General features: G+C 41.3%; 13 protein-coding genes, 1 other RNA gene, 1 pseudogene and 1 other annotated feature. Of the genes and pseudogenes, 3 read left to right on the top strand and 12 right to left on the bottom strand.

Annotation, left to right across the window (positions count from 1 at the left end; genetic code table 11):
- Nucleotides 1–2: 2 nt before the first annotated feature.
- From H2672_RS02635 to cymR, 4 genes are read right to left on the bottom strand one after another with little or no spacing between them, the layout of a single operon-like run.
- Nucleotides 3–668 (bottom strand): tetratricopeptide repeat protein, encoded by a 666-nt coding sequence (locus H2672_RS02635; RefSeq protein WP_186668641.1) that lies wholly within the window; start codon nt 666–668, stop codon nt 3–5.
- 13 nt (nt 669–681) lie between these two features.
- On the bottom strand, nt 682–1803 hold the full coding sequence (gene mnmA, locus H2672_RS02630) for a tRNA 2-thiouridine(34) synthase MnmA (RefSeq protein WP_186668639.1): 1122 nt from the start codon (nt 1801–1803) through the stop codon (nt 682–684).
- A gap of 23 nt (nt 1804–1826) precedes the next feature.
- Nucleotides 1827–2969, bottom strand: a complete 1143-nt coding sequence (locus H2672_RS02625) for a cysteine desulfurase family protein (RefSeq protein WP_186668637.1) — start codon at nt 2967–2969, stop codon at nt 1827–1829.
- Between the two features lie 12 nt (nt 2970–2981).
- On the bottom strand, nt 2982–3401 hold the full coding sequence (cymR, locus tag H2672_RS02620; RefSeq protein WP_186668635.1) for a cysteine metabolism transcriptional regulator CymR: 420 nt from the start codon (nt 3399–3401) through the stop codon (nt 2982–2984).
- 132 nt (nt 3402–3533) lie between these two features.
- Here cymR and H2672_RS02615 point away from each other — a divergent pair, with 132 nt between their 5' ends.
- Nucleotides 3534–4820 carry a replication-associated recombination protein A gene (locus tag H2672_RS02615; protein WP_186668633.1) on the top strand — a complete coding sequence of 429 codons (1287 nt, stop codon included), beginning with the start codon at nt 3534–3536 and terminating at the stop codon, nt 4818–4820.
- A 263-nt stretch (nt 4821–5083) separates the two neighbouring features.
- Here H2672_RS02615 and H2672_RS19495 read toward each other — a convergent pair whose 3' ends face one another.
- The 3 genes from H2672_RS19495 to H2672_RS02600 form a co-directional block, all read right to left on the bottom strand.
- Complete coding sequence (locus tag H2672_RS19495) at nt 5084–5317, bottom strand: hypothetical protein (protein ID WP_255485278.1); 234 nt, start codon at nt 5315–5317, stop codon at nt 5084–5086.
- 227 nt (nt 5318–5544) lie between these two features.
- The gene (locus H2672_RS02605) at nt 5545–5733 is read right to left on the bottom strand and encodes a hypothetical protein (protein WP_186668631.1); all 189 of its coding nucleotides are present in this window, start codon (nt 5731–5733) and stop codon (nt 5545–5547) included.
- A gap of 919 nt (nt 5734–6652) precedes the next feature.
- Nucleotides 6653–7390: a DUF4184 family protein gene (locus H2672_RS02600; RefSeq protein ID WP_186668629.1), complete on the bottom strand. Its 738-nt coding sequence runs from the start codon at nt 7388–7390 to the stop codon at nt 6653–6655.
- Nucleotides 7391–7585: 195 nt separating this feature from the next.
- Between H2672_RS02600 and tnpB the strand changes: the two are divergent.
- Nucleotides 7586–8736 (top strand): annotated as a pseudogene (gene tnpB, locus H2672_RS02595) (IS200/IS605 family element RNA-guided endonuclease TnpB).
- A 393-nt stretch (nt 8737–9129) separates the two neighbouring features.
- On the opposite strand, the gene H2672_RS02590 reads toward tnpB, so the two are convergent.
- The 5 genes from H2672_RS02590 to hisS form a co-directional block, all read right to left on the bottom strand.
- Entirely contained in the window at nt 9130–9951 is an 822-nt protein-coding gene (locus tag H2672_RS02590; protein ID WP_186668627.1) for a DUF6612 family protein, read from the bottom strand.
- Between the two features lie 141 nt (nt 9952–10092).
- A complete protein-coding gene (locus H2672_RS02585) occupies nt 10093–10887 on the bottom strand; it encodes a tRNA threonylcarbamoyladenosine dehydratase (protein ID WP_186668624.1) in 795 nt (264 codons plus the stop codon).
- A 95-nt stretch (nt 10888–10982) separates the two neighbouring features.
- Nucleotides 10983–11163, bottom strand: a non-coding RNA gene (gene ssrS / locus H2672_RS02580) — 6S RNA.
- An 82-nt stretch (nt 11164–11245) separates the two neighbouring features.
- On the bottom strand, nt 11246–13012 hold the full coding sequence (gene aspS / locus H2672_RS02575; protein WP_370569585.1) for an aspartate--tRNA ligase: 1767 nt from the start codon (nt 13010–13012) through the stop codon (nt 11246–11248).
- Between the two features lie 18 nt (nt 13013–13030).
- A complete protein-coding gene (gene hisS / locus H2672_RS02570; RefSeq protein WP_186668620.1) occupies nt 13031–14305 on the bottom strand; it encodes a histidine--tRNA ligase in 1275 nt (424 codons plus the stop codon).
- Nucleotides 14306–14549: 244 nt separating this feature from the next.
- Nucleotides 14550–14785, bottom strand: a binding site (T-box leader).
- Between the two features lie 149 nt (nt 14786–14934).
- On the opposite strand from hisS, the gene H2672_RS02565 reads away from it, so the two are divergent.
- Nucleotides 14935–16449, top strand: a complete 1515-nt coding sequence (locus tag H2672_RS02565) for an N-acetylmuramoyl-L-alanine amidase family protein (RefSeq protein WP_186669552.1) — start codon at nt 14935–14937, stop codon at nt 16447–16449.
- Nucleotides 16450–16519: the final 70 nt, after the last annotated feature.

Genomic DNA, 16519 nt, shown 5'->3' with positions numbered 1-16519 from the left:
TCTTATTTTCCTTCTTCGCCCAGCTTGATCATGTCATATATATAGCGTGCCTGAATATGCTCTGGATCGATTGTGAATGCTTTTTCTAGATGATCAAGCGCATCTTGTTTCTGTTCTGTCGACACTGCATATAAAAAACCTAGGTTATAATGTGCATCGGCACTTGAGTCGTCCTGTTCGATGATGAATTTGAATTCATTCCCAGCTTCTTTAAATAACTCCAAATTAGCGAGAACAATCCCGTATGATAACCGGATTTCAAGATCATCCGGTGCCAGTTCTGTCGCCCGTTGCAAATAAGGTAACGCTAGTTTCTCATTACTCGAACGTTCGAGACTCTTCCCGAGCATGAAATATGCGTCCGCCTCTTCAACACCTTGACGGATTGCTTTTTCATATAACTTTGCCGCCTCTTCAAAACGATCTTTATTGTAATAAAGATTGGCAAGACCGTAAAACGCAGTGCCAGCTTCAGCATCAAGCGTAATCGCCTTTTGGAAAAACGGTTCTGCCCTTTCAGCATCTCCAAGTGAAGCAAAAACATTCCCTAAATTGATATAACCGACTGCATTTTCAGGGTCCTTTTCGACACCTTGCATAAATGATTCGACTGCTTTTTCATATTCGCCATTCTGTAATGCGGCGATTCCAACTTCATTGTATTCCATAGTTAACTTCCCCTTATCCAACATAGTCAAGTTGTTTGCCGTTTTTGAAAACTGTATCGATTGTTCCCCCACCAAGACATTCGTCTCCGTCATAGAAAACGACGGCTTGTCCAGGTGTAATTGCACGCACTGGTTGTGCAAAGCGGACGATTGCATGTCCGTCTTCAGTCAGTTCAACTGTAACGTTTGTATCCGGTTGACGGTAGCGGAATTTCGCTGTACAACTGAACGTTTTTGGCAGTTCACGTACAGTCGAAAAACTGACGTCAATTGCTGTCAAACTGTCGGAATAAAGTGCATCGTTATCGAAGTTTTGACCAACTAGAAGAACATTTTTTTTCAAGTCCTTGCCGATAACAAACCAAGGTTCTCCGGCTCCGCCAATACCAAGGCCGTGACGCTGACCAATTGTATAGTACATAAGCCCATCATGACGGCCTACAGTTTCGCCTTCCATCGTCGTCATATCCCCTGGTTGAGCAGGAAGATATTGACCAAGGAATTCCTTGAAATTCCGTTCTCCTATGAAACAAATGCCCGTGGAATCCTTTTTGGCTGCTGTCGAAAGTCCTGCTTCAACCGCTTTTTCACGTACAGCACTTTTTTCCATATTACCAATTGGGAACATTACTTTTTGTAGCTGATCTTGTGTTAATTGATTCAAGAAATAAGTTTGGTCTTTATTTGCATCTTTCCCGCGCAACATTGACACGCCACCATCTACTTCTACGACTTGTGCATAATGACCCGTCGCTAAATAATCTGCACCGAGACTCATTGCATGTTCAAGAAACGCTTTGAACTTGATTTCTTTATTACACATGACATCAGGATTCGGTGTACGCCCCGCTTTATATTCTTCAAGGAAATACGTAAATACTTTATCCCAATATTGTTTTTCGAAATTGACCGCGTAATACGGTATTCCGATATCATTACAAACACTGATAACATCTTCATAATCTTCAGTCGCGGTACAGACACCAAATTCGTCTGTGTCATCCCAGTTTTTCATAAAAATACCAATAACTTCATAGCCTTGTTCTTTCAGCAATAGTGCTGCAACGGACGAATCTACGCCGCCCGACATGCCGACTACGACGCGAGTTTCTGCTGGTGATTTAATTGTTTTCATTCTATTTTTCATCCTTTATAGTTTCATTTCACAGACCGTTTGACGATTTCAGCTATTAGTTCGGCTGCTTCCTTAATCGTTTCCTCTGTAAGACCGAGGCCAAAACTAAATCGGACCGAATTTCGTAATTTGGAAGAACCTTCACCGAACATGGCAGTCAAAACATGCGATGGATCGAGTGAACCCGCAGTGCATGCAGACCCGCTGGACACGGCAATACCTGCCATATCAAGATTCACTAGAAGTGATTCAATATCTGTCCCTGGGAAGCTTATGTTCATTATTTGCGGAAGTTTTTCCGCAGTTTTCACGTTCATTTCGTAAGTGACATCTTGTTGATCCAACACGTCAGTCATAATGGCCGCGTAGTTAGAATAATTCGCAGTGTTTTGTTCCATCCCCTGTTGCGCAATTAATACCGCTTCAGCAAAAGCAACAATTGCTGGAATATTTTCGGTTCCTGCTCGCCGTTTGCGTTCCTGTTCGCCCCCGAAAAGTACTGGTGTTGTATCAAGTCCTTTACGCTGATAAAGGAAACCTATTCCTTTTGGACCGTTTAATTTATGAGCTGAAACGGATAACAGATCAACGCCGAGTTCATTTACATGAAGTGGAACGATTCCATATGCTTGAACAGCGTCCGTGTGGAAAACGGCTTGGTGTTCTTTCAGCAATGCCCCAATTTCACGAATCGGCTGAATGGTACCCACTTCGTTATTGCCATACATAATCGAGACAAGAACCGTTTTGTCTGTCAGTGCATTTCTCACTTGTTCCGCAGTTATTTGTCCGTTGTCATCGACTTCCAAGTAGGTTACTTCGAAACCTAGCAGTTCTAGTTGTTTACATGGATTTAAAACAGCGTGATGCTCACTATTCGTCGTGATAATATGGTTACCTCTAGCTTTCATCGCCATAACAGCCCCAAAAACCGCGGTATTGTCTGCCTCTGTGCCGCCCGACGTGAAAATGATTTCCGACGGCTCTGCATGGATGGACAGTGCCAGCGTTTTCCGTGCGTCATCAAGACATTTTCGCGCTTCTCTTCCAAAACTATGGATGCTGGAAGGGTTACCGAAAGTAGATTCAAGTGTTTCTATATAAGTAGCGATTACTGCCGGGTGAACCGGTGTTGTCGCCGCGTGGTCAAGATAAATTTTCTTCATAATAAGACTCCTTTAAATGTAAAACATATAACTATCGCGATCATCTTTTTCACCAGATTTCATCAAATCTTCAATCGTTGTTGTATCGAGGACACTTCGGACCGCTTCACCGATTCGTTTCCAAAGTTCTTGTTGTGGAATATCGGATCCCTCTAGCCCCTCTACAACTTGGATAGGTCCTTCAAGAATCCGGATAACATCCCCCGCAGTTATTTCTGTCGGCGGCTTAGCCAGCATATATCCGCCATAAGCGCCGCGAACACTTTTCACGATTCCACTGTTACGTAGCGGTGGAATTAGTTGCTCAAGATATGCTTCAGACAATTTCTGTTCTTCCGCAATTTTCCGTAGCGGTACTGGACCTTCCCCGAATTTAGAGCCTAGCTCAACAACGATTGTCAGTCCATATCTACCTTTTGTAGAAATCTTCATATCTATCCCGTCCTTTTTACGATTGCTTCAAAATATTATAGCATAACTGACCTGCAAGCTTCCTTAATATGATTTGCGTTTGTCTAACGTGTATAATAGAGGAACGGATGTACTAGGTCAGGAGTGAATTTTTTGCATAATGAGCCATTGGCGTTTCGAATGCGCCCTAGGACTATAGATGAAATTGCTGGACAAAAGGATATTATCGGTGAAAAGACGGCGCTTTACCGGATGATAAAAAACGGACATGTTCCTTCTATGTTGTTATACGGGGAACCCGGAATCGGTAAAACGTCACTTGCACACGCAATTGCCGGTACTAGCAATCTGCCTTTCATCGCCATGAATGCGACAGTTTCAGGAAAGAAAGATGTCGAAGACGTTGTGGCAGAATCGCGAATTACAGGGAAAGTTCTACTATTCTTAGATGAAATTCATCGTTTCAATAAATTACAGCAAGATACATTATTGCCACACGTCGAAAGTGGCGCAATCGTCTTGATAGGAGCGACAACTGAAAATCCTTATCACGACGTCAACCCCGCCATACGTTCCAGATGCGGTGAAATCCGGCAATTATCCAGATTAGAACCTGAAGATTTAATGGAAGTACTCAAAAATGCCATATCGGATGAAGAACGCGGGCTTGGAAAAATGGTAATTGACATAACCCCTGATCAGCTTACGTTGATTGCAGAAGGCGTCAATGGAGATGCACGCAAAGCGTTAACTGTTCTTGAATCTGCTGTTTCTGCCAGTGATGAAGTCGATGGCAAAATGGTCATTGAAGACTGGCTACTTGAAAACTTACTTGGGCGCATCGGTTTATTCGGCGATAAAAAGGGGTCACACTTTTATAATTTATTGTCCGCGCTTCAAAAATCGGTCCGCGGGAGTGACGTCAATGCCGCTATCTATTATCTTGCACATCTTCTCGAGACTGGCGATTTAGTAGCTGTAAATAGGCGCTTGCTGGTGATGGCCTATGAGGATGTCGGGTTGGCTTCACCAGAGGTCGGGCCACATGTACTGGCGGCTACAGAAGCTGCGGTGAAGCTTGGCATGCCAGAAGCGCGTATCCCTCTCGCAAGCGCTGTTATCGAAATGTGCCTGGCCTCTAAATCGAATTCAGCCTATAAAGCATTCGACGCGGCTGTAAAAGCTATCAACGAGGGAAAAGTCGGAGATATACCATTACATTTACGGGACGCACATTATGCGGGGGCGGCAAAGCTCGGCCACGTCGGCTACAAATACCCGCATGACACACCGCTCGGTTCGTTCGGAGGCTGGACTAACCAGCAATATTTACCCGATAAATTAAAAAATACGGAGTTTTACAAGCCCGTTATGGCAGGCGAAGAAAAAAAGATGGCTGCAATTTATGATCGATTGAAAGAATTTCGAAAAGAGAAATGAGTTAGTAAAACCCATCTTAAATGAATTTCCCTAGCGATATGAGACGCATACAAAACACTAGTTAGGCAGCCTGTTCTCTATAATCTAATCGAGAATAGGCTGTCTGTTTTTCTTGAATTTGATATCCATAATTAAGTCTTCATGCTCATTTCTGTATTCTCTGCACAGAAGGAAAACATCTAAAAATGTACATTTTACCAAATTCCCAATTAAACTGCCATTTAGTAAAAATGAGTAGTGCCGTATATATAGTTGAGGAATTGTTATTTTTTTAAGCTGTCTAACAAAATATAACCAAATACAACTCCGGCTATTGATGTAAATGTAGTATCTCCTAACTGCATAAATTCTTTTGCGAATAACAAATTCATCCCGAAATAAATAGCCAGAATTGGTATCATTGCTAAATATAGAGACGGGATTCCAATTGCAGCAACCTTAATCCAATCGAACGACCATTGCTTTTTTTCTTTAATCTCTATAATCAATTTAGGCAATCGTAAAAGAAATCCAATAAAAACAGGGAAAATAGTTGCAAATAGTATATAAGGCATTAAATTATATGTTGTTGCCGACTCTTCTCTTAATCGGACTTGATAAGCCATTCCTAGATAAAGAATAAATCCCATAACTACAGCTGAAACGAGATAAAATAAAAACCTTTTAATTTAAGACTCCCCCCTTCAACTTTTCACTTAATTATACAACACAGGAATAGCACTTATTAAAACGGTCCATTTTGTTGGTCATGCCGCGCCACTTCTCGTAGAGTATCGGACCCCGCTGAGTTCTGATTCAATGACTTTTCCTGTTCTTTAAAATCATATTTTCGCCCAGTTAAAAAATCCACAAGATGGCAGCCTATAAGTAAAGTTACAATGAAACCCCAGAAAACCCACATCACCCAATGCATCACATCTTCTCCCTTTTACAATATATGCGTAGCCTTTTGCTAAAAGTTACGTTTAATGAGCGTCCCCGCTTGATTTAGAAACGCACCCGTTAGTGCAACATATTAAATACTAAAGCAATTAGATAAAGTGGAACTCCGACAATTAACATCCCAGCAATAAGATAACAAATACACATGAAAATAAACTTAAAGACATCATAGATAGACCCAACTAAATCGTCAATAAACCTTGCCATTGCTTTCCCTCCATAGCCTGACTCGTTAGTAAAAAGGCATATCCACTTGTTGTAGAAATACACCCGTTACTAGAATAAGGAGAAATCTTACATACCACCCATTACTGAATTAACAATCTTAAGTTTTGTCCGAGATCTGCTGTCACTTTTAACATTGTGTCTTTTAAAACTAATTTCCCCCGCCATTTAATTAAATCCTTGTATTACTAGTACGGTTATCATGACTGAATAGTTTCATATATTAATAATGAACACTCTTTTCACTTTAGTTTACTGGTACAAAAAATTGGTGTTAACTACTGATAATTCCGTACTTCCGCTCTATACTGTAAGTAGAAAAGAGATGACAATATGTTTAAAAACAAAAAATACTGGATTCTTATGCCACCTTTTTTGATTCTTGGTATAGCTTTAATTACCTACCTACCAAAAAGGTATTCACCTTATTCATTTTTAGTAGTATTAACTTTTTGGGTTATTTACTATCTTTGGGATTATCTCGAAAAGAAGAATCTTACTAAAAAATGATGCCGTTCAATTAAAGTGAATTGCAACAAAAAAAGTCGAATTCCTTACTAAACAGGAAATCGACTTTTCGATTTATTCATGTTCTATGATTAAATGAATAAAACTCTGCAGAATCTATACTTACCCTCATGTTCCTAAAATCCGGGAAATACCAATTACAGTCGAACATATTTTATCAACAAAGAAATTAGGAATAAACTCAGGAAAAAAGAATCTATAATTCTAACGACCAATATCCCGTAACTGATAATCGAAACAGGGGCAATCAAATACCATATGAATACAAATAGTCCTGTTAAAAGGACTATAGCAGACCAAAAAACAAGTTTATGCTCAGGGGAAACAGGAGTATCGTTATGTTTCTTTTGAGATAAAGCCCTATAATACATGTAAACTAAAATCATTGTTATTCCAAATAATGTACTCCCATGTTGCAAAAGTTTATACAGAGGTATAGTAAAACCATACATACTATGGCCGTGAGTGAATAAAGCAGGGAATTTCAATACCATATATCCATTTATATGAGTGAAAGAATCCCATATAACATGAGTTAACATACCAAATAGCGCAGAATAACAAAATACAACAACCTTTACTCCAAAAGTTGAATCTACTTTTTTTGCATACGGATCTCGTAGAAAATTGGGTAAATGATTGAATAGAATTTGGTGTACAAATAAATGGTAAATAAAATAAATGAATGTCACCAAGGGTAAATTAAACAAAACGAACCCAGTAAAGGTATGTCCAATTTCCCCCATTGGTCGACCTCTCAAAAAATATTCAAAATCGGGAGCCATACTACCGAATACGAGTGCGGAAAAGTTAATATATTTACTTTTTCTTGAGAACGGAAGTATGGCTGCGGGGTGGGCAAAAGTTAGCGGCATGATAAACGCTCCTAGTTGATTTGTTCAATTTTATCATTTTCCGAAAGAAGACTCCCACTTCAATCGTGTCAAGGGCATAGCCCAACGATAAGCGGAAGATGAATTTCGGTTAGGCATAAGCCTAAAAGAATCGCTTTCAGGGAACGTACATTCTATAATAAGGATAGAAACTATGCTGAAGCGAGGTGTATGTCCATGCCCGTCAATAAAGCGTATAAGTTCCGTATCTATCCTACAAAAGTACAAGAAATCCTCATTGCCAAAACGATTGGCTGTTCACGTTTTGTGTTCAATCACTTTTTAGCCAAATGGAATGAAACCTACAAATAAACCGGTAAAGGTCTTACCTATAACACCTGTTCATCCCAATTACCCCAGCTTAAAAGTGAGCTTGATTGGCTAAAAGAAGTCGACAGCATTGCCCTTCAATCCTCATTAAGAAATCTTGCCGATTCTTATTCCCGATTCTTTAAGAAACAAAATCAGGCACCTCGATTTAAAAGTAAGCAAAACAATGTCCAAACTTATACGACAAAACACACCAATGGTAATATTGCGATAGCTGGAAATCATCTCAAGCTCCCCAAACTTGGCCTCGTCAAATTATCGAAGAGCCTAGAAGTAAAAGGGAGAATTATGAATGCTACGATCAGACGCCAACCGAGTGGAAAGTATTTCGTATCCATCTTAGTGGAGACCGAGGTAAAGGAAAAACAGAAAACTGGGTCTGTTGTCGGGATCGATGTCGGATTAAAAGACTTCGCTATTCTTTCATCTGGAATGGTCTATGAAAATCCAATTTTTTTCGTTCACTTGAAAAGAAACTAGCAAAGGAACAACGGATTCTTTCAAGGCGCAAAGAACAAGCGCTAAAACAACATAAACCATTACATGAAGCGAAAAACTATCAAATACAACGAATCAAAGTTGCTTGTATCCAGGAAAGAATCGCTAATAAAAGAGCTGATTTCTTGCATAAACTCTCTACTGAAATCGTCAAAAGCCACGACGTCATCGGTATCGAGGACTTACAAATTGCAAATATGCTCAAAAATCATACATTAGCAAAGGCAATCAGTGAAGTCAGTTGGTCACAATTTCGGACACTACTTGAATACAAGGCGAAATGGTATGGAAAACAAGTTGTCGTGGTCGCAAAAAACTTTCCCTCCAGCCAGCTCTGTTCAAATTGTGGTTACCGAAACAAAGATGTGAAGCATCTCGCCTTGCGTGAATGGGAATGTCCAACATGTAGCACGCAACATAACCGAGACGTGAACGCAAGTATCAATCTGAAAAAAGAAGCAATAAGTCTACTAACCGCAGGAACTGTGGGGCTAGCCTAACCTATAACTGAAGGTTACGTCGGTGATTTTAGGAATCCACCACTTCAAGTGTAAACTAAGTGGTGGTAGTTCAATCCAATTAAAAGTCGATAATCTTAATCCATCATAATAAACGTCAGAATTAACAATGGAGTAATCCCGCAATATAATCACTTATTGTTCAGTAAATATAACTATATATGTTGAACTTATGATTTTCTCGTAATCTCCAGCGAAGGCGCTTACTGGGGTGGCCGAAGCGGTAAGACTGACAGTGAACTTCTGTCTGGCTTATCGCGGGAGGCATCCCCAAGCGCCGAGCGTTGTTAGTGAGATTCTTTAGTTCAACATATCTAGATATGCAAAACCCTCCCTAAAAGTTAAACTTTCGGGAGGGTTTTTACTTAGTGACTGTTAGTTAGCTGTAGCTTCCAATACGTCTGCTGGAACCTTTACATCATCCACAATATCGTAGTGGCTATAAACTGCATTGATCGTTTGTTTAACTCGGTGGGAATTACCATCAACTCGTAACATTGAGTACGTTGTTGTATCGAGTGTCATTTTGAAATCAGTTACATAGAATGTTTTGCTATCGATTCCAATCACAATTTCGGATTTATTAATAAGTGGGAACTCACCGTCCAATATATCCGGATCAGTTTCACTGCCGTTGTTAGACAGGAATAGTATTTTTTTTAGTTCTTTATATTGTTCTCTTGATAATGACAGTCTTAAGTTATAACCGTAGTCAATCGGTTCTAACACAAAATCGTTTTTGAATCCGTTAAAAAATGCCAAATCCAGTGTTGGCTGTACGTTTTCAATCATCGAACCGAACAATTCGGCAATCGAACCGGATTGCAACTCTTCCCATGACTGTTTTTGCGTATTTTTGATGAAAACTCGGCCATCTACTTTATATAATTCTGCATCCCATGGTTCCCCATTCAGCAGTTGCGGTAGCACTTTTATGTCCTGTTTAACTATTTCTGGTTGTAACATCGTATCCGAAGTCATCTCATACTTAACACTATATCTTTCTTCAGGTACTGTTGTTGCCCAAAAATCATCATAAGAAATTTGTGTACGCACACTTTTCAATTTAGCGGATGCTTCTTTCGCTTTTTCAAAGATGTCTTGTGCCGTAATACCTTGTTTCGCTTCTACATTGCCGCATGCTGTTAATAAAAGGGCAACTAACCCAAAAACAAATACCTTAAACACTTTATTCACACATAAACATCCTTTCTAGCAATCCAAGTTCACTTTCATAAGCAATCACCCTATTATAACCTTAGTAATATTTTGGTGACAACCAAAAAGGAACTGCATCCTAAGTTCGCCACGTCGTTTCGCAACAAGGAGGGATGAAGTTCAATCCCTCCCTACGGCGCTTTCCGTTATAACTTTATCTTTCACTCGCCGGATAGGAATATCCGCAACGATATCATTCATTACCCAACTAGCGCAAACGAGGCCAGCAACAGATGGGACGAATGCGTTCGATGCAGGTGGCATTTTTGCTTTGCGGATGAAGGCATCAGGTTTACCCACTGTGGAAACAACTTCCGGCCTGACGACAATCGGGCTTTCATCTGAAAAGACCACTGGTACTCCTTTATAAATACCTTCTTTTTTAAGTCTGCGACGGATTACTTTCGCAACTGGATCTGTATGCGTCTTTGCAATATCTGCAATTTGGAAACGCGTTGGATCCATCTTATTAGCAGCACCCATACTCGATATAATTTTAACGCTACGTGCAACACATTCTTTAATTAAATGAATTTTATAGATGATTGTATCAGATGCATCGATGACATAATCAGGTTTGTAACTGAAAAACTCTTCCGCTGTCTCTTCCGTATAAAACATATGGAGAGAAATGACTTCACACTCTGTATTAATATCAGCAATGCGCTCTTTCATCACTTCTGCTTTAGAACGGCCGACTGTCGACAAATTAGCAATGAGCTGTCTATTAATATTTGTGATGTCAATATCGTCCTTATCGACAAGGATAATACGGCCAATTCCGCTTCGCGCACATGCTTCTGCAGCAAATGAACCGACTCCTCCAACACCAAGTATCGCGACAGTCATGTCCCGCATACGATTTACACCTTCTGTACCTATGGCTAATTCATTTCGTGAAAATTGATGTAACAAGAAAAACTCCGCCCTTCATTTTATAAAATTATAATTTTCCCCAATAAAAAACCCCTCCGCACGTAAGTCAGAGGGGTGTATGATCATTGTAAGTAACGAATCCCAAATGTGCCGTCTTTGTAGTATCGCTTTGAACCCGCTATCAGCAGGTGGGTGTCCTATCCGATTCTTTTGAGGTCCCGACTAAAGGCATGTCATCCAACTCGAAATACGGACTCCCGACGAAAAAATGTTCGGTCAAAACTGATTGGCAAATAACGAACACTTCAGGATTCGTATTACTTGTATAATAACATACATCATTAGTCAGTTCAACGATTTAACAGAAATAGTTTTCTCACTTTTCTAACTCAACTGATTACCGTTTACTTTTTGGCATCACACGGATTCCAAGTTCAGCTAGTTGAGTATCATCAACGCTGTCAGGTGCTGACGTTAACAAGCAACTTGCACTCGCTGTTTTCGGAAATGCAATTGTATCCCGCAAGTTTGTTGAACCAGATAATAACATAACAATACGGTCAAGACCGAATGCAATTCCGCCATGCGGAGGTGTCCCATAGTCAAATGCTTCAAGAAGGAATCCGAATTGTTCGTTCGCCTGTTCCTTACTGAATCCAAGAGCCTCAAACATTTTTTCCTGGACATCACGTTTGTAAATTCGAAGTGATCCACCGCCAAGTTCATAACCATTTAAAACAAGGTCATAGGCTTGTGCTTTAACTGTCTCAGGGCTTGTTACTAGTTCTTCCACATCTGCTGGCATTGTAAATGGATGGTGTGCTGCCTGATAGCGACGGGCTTCTTCGTTATATTCGAACAAAGGCCATTCAGTCACCCAAAGGAAGTTGAACTTCGATTCGTCAATTAAGTTGTGATCTTTTCCGAGTTTAGTACGTAGTGCTCCTAATGTATCTGCGACAACTTTATTTTTGTCCGCTACAAACAACAATAAATCTCCCACTTCAGCATCCGCTGCAGCTTTTAGTCCTTCGCCCTCTTCTCCTTCGAAGAACTTCGCGATAGGTCCTTTCAGACCTTCAGCATCGACTTTCAACCAAGCAAGTCCTTTCGCACCGTAGACTGCTGCAAACTCGCCAAGTGCGTCGATGTCCTTACGAGAATAGCTATCTGCTACTCCTTTTACATTGATGAGCTTAACTTGACCGCCTGACTCAATTGCTGCTGTAAATACTTTGAATGAAGAATCTTTAACGACGTCAGAAACATCTGTCAGCTCCAAAGCGAATCGCGTATCCGGTTTATCTGAACCATAGCGTCCCATTGCTTCGTCATAAGGCAGACGTTGAAATGGAATTTGAACATCAATTCCTTTTACATCTTTCATTACCTTTTGCATCATTCGTTCATTTAACTCAATAATATCTTCAATTGACATGAAACTCATTTCCATATCGATTTGAGTGAACTCGGGCTGACGATCAGCACGAAGGTCTTCATCGCGGAAACAACGTGCAATTTGATAATAACGGTCGAATCCAGCTACCATCAGCATCTGTTTAAATAGTTGCGGTGATTGTGGCAGTGCGTAAAATTCGCCTTCGTGAACACGGCTCGGTACAAGATAATCGCGCGCGCCTTCAGGTGTAGATTTCGTTAAAATCGGCGTTTCTACTTCGAAAAACCCTTCATCGTCAAGGAAATTACGAACTGTTTTAGTGATATCTGAACGCATTTTGAACGTATTCGCAAGTTTTGGACGACGTAAATCAAGATATCTATATTTCAGTCTAATTTCTTCATTCACGTCTGTCTCATCTTCAATCATGAACGGCGGGTTTTTCGCTTCATTTACAATGTTCAATTCAGTAACTTGAATTTCAATCGAACCTGTTTTCAAAAGCGGGTTTTTCTGGCCATCTGCACGCTCAACAACTAAACCTGTAAGCTCAATTACGAACTCATTGCGCAGTTTGTCCGCCGTAACAATTGCTTCGCTTGAAAAACTTGGGTTAAATACTGCTTGAACGATTCCTGAACGGTCCCGTACGTCGACGAAAATTAGTCCCCCAAGATCTCTTCTTTTTTGAACCCATCCTTGTAAAGTAACCGCTTGTCCGATTACCTCTTCTGTCAATTCACCACTATAATGTGTACGTTTCATTACCATCATCCGCCTCTCTTAGCCAATCAATGCTTCTTTAAGTTTTTGAACCAATTCATTAACAGGAACTTTTACTTGCACACCGTCAGCCATATTTTTTAATAAAGCAACGCCTTCCGCTACTTCATCCTCACCAATTAGTACGACTGTCCGTGCATTTAGTCTATCAGCTGATTTCATTTGCGCTTTCATTTTTCGGTCCATATAATCCATATCCGACCGAATGCCAGCTTCTCGAAGTGCACCAAGCAATTTAAAGCCTGGACGACGTGCTGTTTCTCCAAGTGTAACGATGTAAACGTCAAGTACTGGCTCAGCTTCAAACGATTTTCCTTCAGCAGCCATCGCAAGAAGTAAACGCTCAATACTCATCGCAAAACCGATACCCGGTGAAGAAGGTCCCCCAATTTCCTCAGCGAGACCGTTGTACCTTCCACCGCCACACAAAGTGGTAATCGCTCCGAATCCTTCAGATGTGCTCATAATTTCAAATGCAGTGTGGTTATAATAATCAAGGCCGCGCACAAGATTGGCATCGACTTCATAAGCAATTCCAGCATCGTCGAGATAACCTTTTACATCCGCAAAGTATTGGGCAGATGCTTCATTCAAATAGTCAGCTAATGATGGAGCTGTAGCGATGAGCGGATTACCGCTATCGACTTTGCAGTCCAGTATGCGCAATGGATTCTTTTTCAATCTAGACTGGCAGTCAGAGCAGAATTCTTCAATATGTGGGTTGAAGTGTGCAATGAGCGCTTCGCGATGCGCAATTCTGCACTCCGTATCGCCTAGTGAGTTAATGACAAGTTTCAACTTTGTCAATCCCACACGTTTATAGACGTCCAGTGCCAAGGCAATCACTTCTGCGTCAATCGCAGGATCTGCACTGCCGATTGCTTCTGCTCCAAATTGAACGAATTGACGATAACGTCCTGCTTGCTGACGCTCATAACGGAACATTGGACCCGTGTAGAAAAGCTTTACAGGCTGATCTGGGTAACCGAACATTTTATTCTCCACGAAAGAGCGGACAACAGCAGCAGTTCCTTCTGGTCGCAGCGTCATTGAACGATCGCCTTTATCCATAAAGGTATACATCTCTTTTTGAACGACATCGGTTGTCTCACCTACAAGGCGTTGAAATAATTCCGTTTGTTCAAAAATCGGTGTACGGATTTCTTTATAACGATAGATATCGCATACTTCGTTAATGATTTTTTCTGCTTGTTGCCATTTCCATGTTTCAGATGGCAAAATGTCCTGAGTTCCTCTTGGCACTTTAAAATTCATGTAAATTCCCCTTTCTAATGAAAAGCGTAGGGCGCCGTCCAGACGCGACAGGCATAAGACGGGCCGGCGACGCGGCGTACTTTGCCGCATAGCTGGACTGACTATCAATGAACCCAGCCTAAGTGCGCCGCGTCCTGCGGCAACGGCTGCGTAACTCACATCCTGTAAGCCCCCGAGCTTCTGGCGCCCGAAGCCTAGACACGTTTAGTCGAGACACAAAAAAAGACCCCCATCCCTTGCCTATGCAAGGGACGAGAGCCTTTATAGCTTCCGCGGTTCCACCCAAATTGACGCAAAAGTTTGCGCCCACTTTAAAACCGGATAACGGCCGGTTCCGTCTGTACTTACTGAATTGAAATCGTTCAGCACAGAGCCTCTATGGTGTTATTCATTGTAAACCGCTGTAGGATGGATTTCAGCCACGTCCGTCCCTCTCTTGTCAGTCAATTATACAATTACTTTCCATGTCGTTGGCATAAATATAAAAAAATTATTGTGTGAGTTAAATTGTTAATTAATCATCATCTTAATGATTCTGCGTCATAGTGTCAACCTTTTTCGATTAATTGTAGTTTTTTGTGGTGAAAACTTCTACAATGGACTATAGGGGGTATGATATTTTGTCGAAAATGAGCAAATGGATGATTGTATTTATACTTTTATTCAGCGTATTCCACGACATTCCAACGGCTAACGCCAATACGGAATCTGTCGTCGTTGATGCGCCATCAGTGCACATCCGGTCTGGTGCCGGGCTTACCTATGCTGTAACAGGATCGTTAAAAAAAGGTGATCAGGTAGAAGTTATTGCTGTTTCTGGGGACTGGTACCAAATCCAGCACGGCAACAGTTCTGGATGGATTGCCTCTTGGCTAACTGCATCCGCAGATAAATCTACTGGGACAAGTACTGCAGTCGTTTCACGCGTCAATCAGCTAAATGTAAGATCCAGCCCTTCCACCAATTCAGCTGTACTCGGTCGGATGGCCGCTGGAGATGAAGCAATTGCCACTGGCAATGACGGTGAATGGACTTCTATTACATTTAACGGCATAAACGGTTGGGTACATACGGATTATATTACAGCGGTAGCAAATCAAACTGCACCACAGGCAACCAATCAAGCTGCATCACCCGAGTCATTTACCGTTTCAGTTGATGCACTCAATGTCAGAAAGAATGCAGACCTTTCTTCTAAACGGATTGGCCTCATTAATCAAGGTGAATCCTATGATGTTAAGGAAGTAAACGGCAATTGGGTCCATATATCATTAGGTAATAACGAATCGGGTTGGGTCTACTCATTCCACGGTACGCTGTCATCGAATGGCAAAAAGGCTTCCGAAAGCTCCAATTTAGGAACGGTTACCATCCTGTCAAACGGGACGAATATTCGTGAAGCAGCCACGACTTCTTCAAAGATTGCTGCCCTTGCGGATGCAGGTGAAAAATTTCCGATTGTCAAACAAGATGGTGATTGGTATGAAATTTCTTTACCGACAGGAACTTCTGCATTTGTTGCCACATGGGTCGTGTCTACGGGCGATGAATCATTATTGACAGAACCCGTTATTAAAGAATCTATACCACGCGTTGCCGGCACTTTAAAGGGGCTTACTATCGTGATTGACCCTGGTCATGGCGGTAATGACCGCGGCACGACAGGTACGCGAGGGACTGACGAGAAGGATATTACAATTCTCACTTCTGAATTGTTAGTAGCTAAATTAAAAGCTGCAGGCGCGAATGTGATTACAACTCGTGAAACAGACACATATGTATCATTAAGAAAACGCGTCGCTATCAGTAATCAGCATGCTGCGGATGCCTTCATCAGTCTCCATTATGATGCCAATCCCGATTCTAGCGTAGCAGGCTTTACGACGTATTACTCACACGCACATCAACAAGCGCTTGCTTCTTCCGTCAATGAAGGACTTGCTTCATCAGTAAACCTGCGTAACCGAGGATCACAGCCCGGCGATTTCTTAGTTCTTCGTGAGAACAGGCAAAATGCAATTTTGATTGAACTTGGTTTCCTATCAAATTCTGCTGAGGAACGGGCAGTCACTAGCGACATGTTCCGTGAACGTGCAACGCATGGTATCTATCAAGGGCTTCTTGACTACTTCAACACTAATTAACTAGAAATGTTGAAATATAGAACCACATTGAATCCGCTATGGCGCTAGGGGATGCCTCCCGACCTAAGCC

This window comes from Sporosarcina sp. BP05 (assembly GCF_014282005.1).
Lineage (GTDB): Bacteria > Bacillota > Bacilli > Bacillales_A > Planococcaceae > Sporosarcina.
The sequence above is the reverse complement of the archived record's forward strand: the minus strand, read 5'-3'. Positions and strand labels throughout refer to the sequence as shown.